Raw genomic sequence first — 5,285 nt, 5'->3', positions numbered from 1 at the left:
TCGGCGAGGGGGAGGGGCACGGAGAGGGAGACGGCGACGGGCACGTCTCCGGATCCTCGGTGACCTGGTTCAGCCAGACATCCTCGCCGTTTTCGTCCTCGACGTACATGCTCGCGTCGTCGCCCTCATCACCTGTCTCGTCCTCCAGCTCCTCGTGGTCGAACTCCGAGCAGCTCGGAGAAGGCGAAGGCGAAGGCGACGGGGACGGGCAAGTGGAGTAAGCGGTGGAGAAGGCAGCCACGCCGGTGGAGCAGGACGACGCGGTCGTGCCCGAGACCTTCGTGACCTTCTTCTTCTTGGCCGGCATGCCCGCCGAGGCGCAGATCGCAATGCCGGCGGCGTGCTCGGCAGCAGTGACGGGGCAGGCTTTGTTATTGGGGTTGGGCGGGTTCTGCCCGAGCGCCACGAGCTCGCAGTAGGCAAAGTGCAGGTTGTAGGCAGTGCAGGCAAGTTTTGCCGCCCTGCGCGCGGCCGCAGCTGAAGTGGCCGCCTTCCACCCTGCCTTGATCGCCTCCCAGGCAACCTTGGCGCAGGCGCCAGCCGCCAGCGAATCGTGCGTGGTCTGCACGATGGTCTGTCCACCCAACTGGATGTCCAGGAGCGCCGAGACATTGGGATCAGCCACCAGGGCATTCATGCTGGTGCGCAGGTCCAGCGCCGGAATGTAGTCAACGCCCGAGGCCTCGGCCAGGAAGCGCTTGAGTCCAGAGTATTCACCCTCCACGTAGCTCCAGCTGCGCGCACCGCGGGAGATGGTGACCTGGCTCCTTCCCTGATTCCCACCCTCCCGGTGGAAGGCCAGGTCCGAGTTCAGCACCCGGATGTCCTCCACGAAAGTGCCTGTGCTCACATCCCGGATGTAGCGGCTGGCCGAGCCCGCGGCCGTCTCGAGCATGAAGCTCACGCCCGAGCCTTCCTTCGCCACCTGCACCGTGGCCACCTGCTGGCCCTCTGCATCCAGGCCCACGCCGGTGGCGCGGCCATTCGTAATCTCGAAGCGATAGCTGTGGACGCCCACCGTATGGGCCATGGCCCGGCTGGCCTCTACACTGCGCTGGGAAGCATTGGTGGAAGGCTTGGAGTCTCCACAGCCTCCTGCTACCAGGGCGCCAATGACGCCCAGGGAAATGAAGCTCGCCACAGAAAGTTTCATTAGGAATACCCTTCTTAAGCCGTTTAAGTATCAATAAAAAATATACCAGGAATTCAGGAATGTCCCAACCGGAAAGATACTTTGCGTGAAGTCCTTCCTGGCCCTGCTGATCCTGCCGCAGTGCGTCTTGATGGGGGTGGGTTGCGCACCCCCCTCTAGTGGGCCCTCGCGCGCAAGTCCCTTCCAGCCGCTGCCTGCCATTTCGGGCGGCACCTTGCTCGTCACCCGGGATGGGCTCCATGCGGTGGCCGCGGATGCAGCACGGGATGGGGTGTGGGTGGTGGATCTGGCGCAGTGGGCGGTGCGCGGGCAGGTGTCATTGGAGCCTGGGGAGGAGCCCGGCCGGTTGGTGGAGGGTGAAGCCGGCCAGGTGTACGCACTGACCCGCCGGGGAGGGGAGCTGCTGCAGGTGGACGTGGAGCAGGTGCGGCTCATGGAGCGGCGGCGGGTATGCTCCGCCCCGCGGGGGCTGGCCTACGAAATGGCAGGGAAGCTGCTGCACGTGGCGTGTGGAGGCGGCGAGCTCGTCACCCTGCCAGCAGGCGGAGGGGGTCCCGTGAGGGTCCTGCGTCTGCGGCCCGGGCTGAGAGATGTGGTTCCCGAGGGCGAGGGTCTCTGGATCAGCTCCTTCCAGAGCGCGGAGGTGATGCGCATGTCCTCCTCGGGCATCCTCCTCTCACGCTTCCTGCCTCCCGCAATGAGCACTGGGGGGAGTGCCGAGGCCATGGAGCCGGCCGTGGGATGGCGGCTGGTAGCCGATCCGGCGGGTGGCGTCGCGCTGCTCCATCAACTCGCCTTCTCGGGCGAAGTGCGCCTGACGCAGCAGCCCCAGGCCCGTCCGCCCTACGCAGGGCCCAGCTCCACTCCCGAGGGGCAGTGCGGGCAAGGCCTGGTGCACGGTGCGATCACGACACTCGGTCCCTCGGGAGCCCAGGCGAGGGACTGGCAGGTGGCGCTGGGCGTGTTGCCAGGAGATGTCGCCTTCTCTGGCTCGGGCAGCCACCTGGCCGCGGTGTCCTCCGGTAGCCGGCGGGTGGTGGTGGGGACTCGTGCCTGGCTGGAGGGCAGTGCTGGCCGGTGCGCGCCGCTGGCCGAGCGCTCTTTCGAGCTTCCTGATCAGCCGGTGGCGGTGGCCTTCACCCCTGGAGGAGAGCTGCTGGTGCAGACGGTTGACGGGTGGGGCCTGACGCGCCTGCTCGGGCACGGCTATGAGCGGCTGACCCTGGGCGAGGCCCCCTCCTTCGAATCCGTGGTGGGCGCTCGCCGCTTCCATGAGCCCTCGCCCAGCCATGTCTCCTGCGCCTCCTGCCACCCGGAGGGTGGGCAAGATGGGCGCACGTGGCGCTTCGACACCACCGGGCCGCGCCGCACCCAGCCACTGCAAGGGGGAATCTCGGCCATGGCGCCCTTCCACTGGGACGGGTCGGTGCCGGATCTGCGCACGCTGCTGGTAGAGACGCTCGTCAACCGCATGGGCGGGACGCCTCCCTCCGAGCCGGAGGTCTCAGCCTTGGGCGCATGGCTGGACACCCTTCCCCTGGAGCCCCCGCTCCAGCCAAGGGCCGCGGAGGTAGCGCATGGGCGCGCCCTCTTCGAATCCCCGATGCTCGGCTGCACCCGCTGCCACACCGGGCCACGCCTGGCCTCGAGCACCTTGGTGGACGTGGGTACCGGAGGCGCCTTCAAGGCGCCCTCACTCCTGAGGCTTGCCACCCGCGCGCCGTACCTGCATGACGGCCGGGCCGCCACGCTCACCCAGGTGCTCGGCCCTACAGGGGGCTCCGTGCATGACGTGGGGTTCCTGCTGGCTCCCGCAGAGCGCGCGGAGCTGGAGGCGTACCTCGAGTCGCTGTAGCTAGCGCCCCACCACCACCAGCCGCCCCACGTTCTGCGCGTAGATGCGGCCCTGCCCGTCCAGCACCACCGGCGTGTAGGACGAGCGCAGGGCGCGCTGGAGGAAGTGGCGCCCCTTGACGATGCCCTGCTGATCAATGGCGTACAGGTGCCCGTCCTCACTGGCTACGTGCACCGTGCCCTCCGCATCCACCGCGGGGGCGTTGATGCACCACTCGAAGCTGTTGCCGTGCTCGGGCTGGCAGGAGACCCCGCCAGAGTCATCGCGGATGCAGCGCTCGTCGAAGACAGCCTTGGCCTTCCACTCCGGCTCCAGCTCCGGGGAGAGCCGCGTGATGTAGAAGCGCTCATCCCTGGGCAGCACCGCGTAGTGGTTGTCCTTGAGGATCAGCGAGTAGGTAGCTCCATGGCGGTAGACGGCGGGGGTGATGTCCCAGCCGAAGTCATAGCTGCCGGCGAACTCTCCCTCCTGGCTGAACACGAGCAGGTGGCCGCGCGAGCCGTTGTACTCGGTGAAGGCGCCGTAGGCGATCCTGCCGTCCGGCAGCACCACCGGCGAGGAGGTGGCGCCGTCGACGACACGGCCTGCAGGGGGCAGGTTGGTGCCAGGCTCGACACCGGGGGTGGCTCCCTCCCGGCAGGTGGCCTTCTTCCCGCAGCCGTCCTGGAGCAGCTCCCGGAGTGAGCTGCTCCAACGCGGCGTCAGGTCCGGGTTGACGGCGACGAGGTAGCCATAACGATCGTTACGGTGGGCCCGGCTGAGGGTGAAGACGATCCCATCCGGGGAGATGGCCGGCGCCACGTTGAGCCCGGGGCGCTGTGAGGAGCAGGGGGCCTGGGGGGGCAGTGCGGGCGAACCATCGGCGTTGGGTGGAGGGGGTAGCGGCGCCGGGGTCCCGGCCGGAAAGGTGGTGTAACAGAGCGCATCGGCCGCGGGCGCCTCAGGTACCAGCCCGGCATAGGAGGCAATGCGCGTGGAGCCGGAGGGTGACACCTTGACCAACCAGCCGTGGGCATCCGCACGGAAGGGATCCCCTGGCTCCACCTGCAGGACGTTGTAGTAGACGCTGCCATCGGCGCCAACGCTGGGCGGGCCGGCCACATAGAGGGTGGGGTCGAGCTCGTCGCCGAAAGGATTGATGCGGTCCCGGGCATGGCCCGTCTCCCGGTCCACCCGGTGGAGCGTGCCGCCCAGCCCGGGCACGTACAATGTGCGGCCGTGGATGGCGGCATGGAAGAGCTGCTCGCTGCGCAGGAAGGGCAGGGGCTTCCAGTCGCTGTCGAAGGTCCACTGGTGCTGCAGCTCGCCGGACTTCCAGCGGTAGTGGGCCTCGCTCCACGTCTGCGTCGCGTAGGCCTCGGGCGAACATGGCGCTTGCTGCCCCTGCCCATCCACGCAGGGCGTGTATTGGCCGGACTTGATGCCCACGTATACGTCATCCTCTACCACGAGAGGAGACTGGTAATGGATGCGCAGCGACCCATCTCCGTCAGAGAGTTCCTCTGAGGCGAAGGGATCAAGCACCACCTCCGCCAGGCGCCGCTCGGGGGGCTGAGCCACCACGCACCCGGCCCCGTGGTGCTGGGGGTCGCGGCCGAACTGCGTCCAACTACACGCGTCCTCACCCGTCCCTGGCTCGCTGCAGCCACTCACCAGCAGCAGCAAGCAAGCCATCCAGCCCTGGAGGATCCTTCGCATTTCGAAGGGATATACCACAGCCTCCGCTGCCTCGCCGCCGGGCTCCCCTCGCCCGGCTCAGTTCCTCTCGGTTCGGCGTACCCGCAGGCCCAGCATGCTCAGGATCATGGCCTTTGGCTGGGCATCCCCTCGAAGCTCCCGGAGCTTATACTCCGAGGGCATGCCTGTGGACCGGCTGAGCATCGTCGTCGTACTGGGACAGGGCTTCGCTCCACCCTCCCGGGCAGGAGGCCTGCGCCTCACCCTCGAGTCCCGCCTCTGCGCACGAGCCGCCGCGCGGCTGCTGGCCGAGGGCCGCGCGCCGCTGCTCGTCTTCTCCGGCGGACGGACCGCGGGGCCCCACCACCCTTCCGAAGCAGCGGTGATGTGGCGCTACGCTTGCCGCCACGCGCCGGTAGACGCTGCGTCTCGAGTGCGCCTGGAGGAGCTCTCCATCGACACCGCGGACAACGCGCACCGCGTCTCTGCCCTGCTCGGAGAGCAGGAGGTGGTGCTGGTCGCCCCAGCCGCCCACTTGCGTCGCGCCACTCACCACTTCCGCCGCCACGGGCTCCCGGTACACGAGGCGTGGGAGGCGGA

At 68.4% G+C, this 5,285-nt stretch carries 4 protein-coding genes; 2 read left to right on the top strand and 2 right to left on the bottom strand.

From position 1 onward, the window contains the following. On the bottom strand, positions 1-1,030 hold a 1,030-nt coding region (locus VD972_RS33195; protein WP_324992807.1), incomplete at its 3' end, for a hypothetical protein. Between the two features lie 208 nt (positions 1,031-1,238). On the opposite strand from VD972_RS33195, the gene VD972_RS33190 reads away from it, so the two are divergent. Further along, complete coding sequence (locus VD972_RS33190; RefSeq protein ID WP_324992806.1) at positions 1,239-3,008, top strand: hypothetical protein; 1,770 nt, start codon at positions 1,239-1,241, stop codon at positions 3,006-3,008. On the opposite strand, the gene VD972_RS33185 is transcribed toward VD972_RS33190, so the two are convergent. After that, positions 3,009-4,682 (bottom strand): hypothetical protein, encoded by a 1,674-nt coding sequence (locus VD972_RS33185; protein WP_324992805.1) that lies wholly within the window; start codon positions 4,680-4,682, stop codon positions 3,009-3,011. It abuts the gene before it with no gap. 184 nt (positions 4,683-4,866) lie between these two features. Between VD972_RS33185 and VD972_RS33180 the strand changes: the two genes are divergently transcribed. Beyond that, on the top strand, positions 4,867-5,285 hold a 419-nt coding region (locus VD972_RS33180; protein ID WP_324992804.1), incomplete at its 3' end, for a YdcF family protein.

The organism is Hyalangium sp. (genome assembly GCF_035629615.1).
Lineage (GTDB): Bacteria > Myxococcota > Myxococcia > Myxococcales > Myxococcaceae > Hyalangium.
This window is presented reverse-complemented; position numbering and strand designations above follow the sequence as displayed.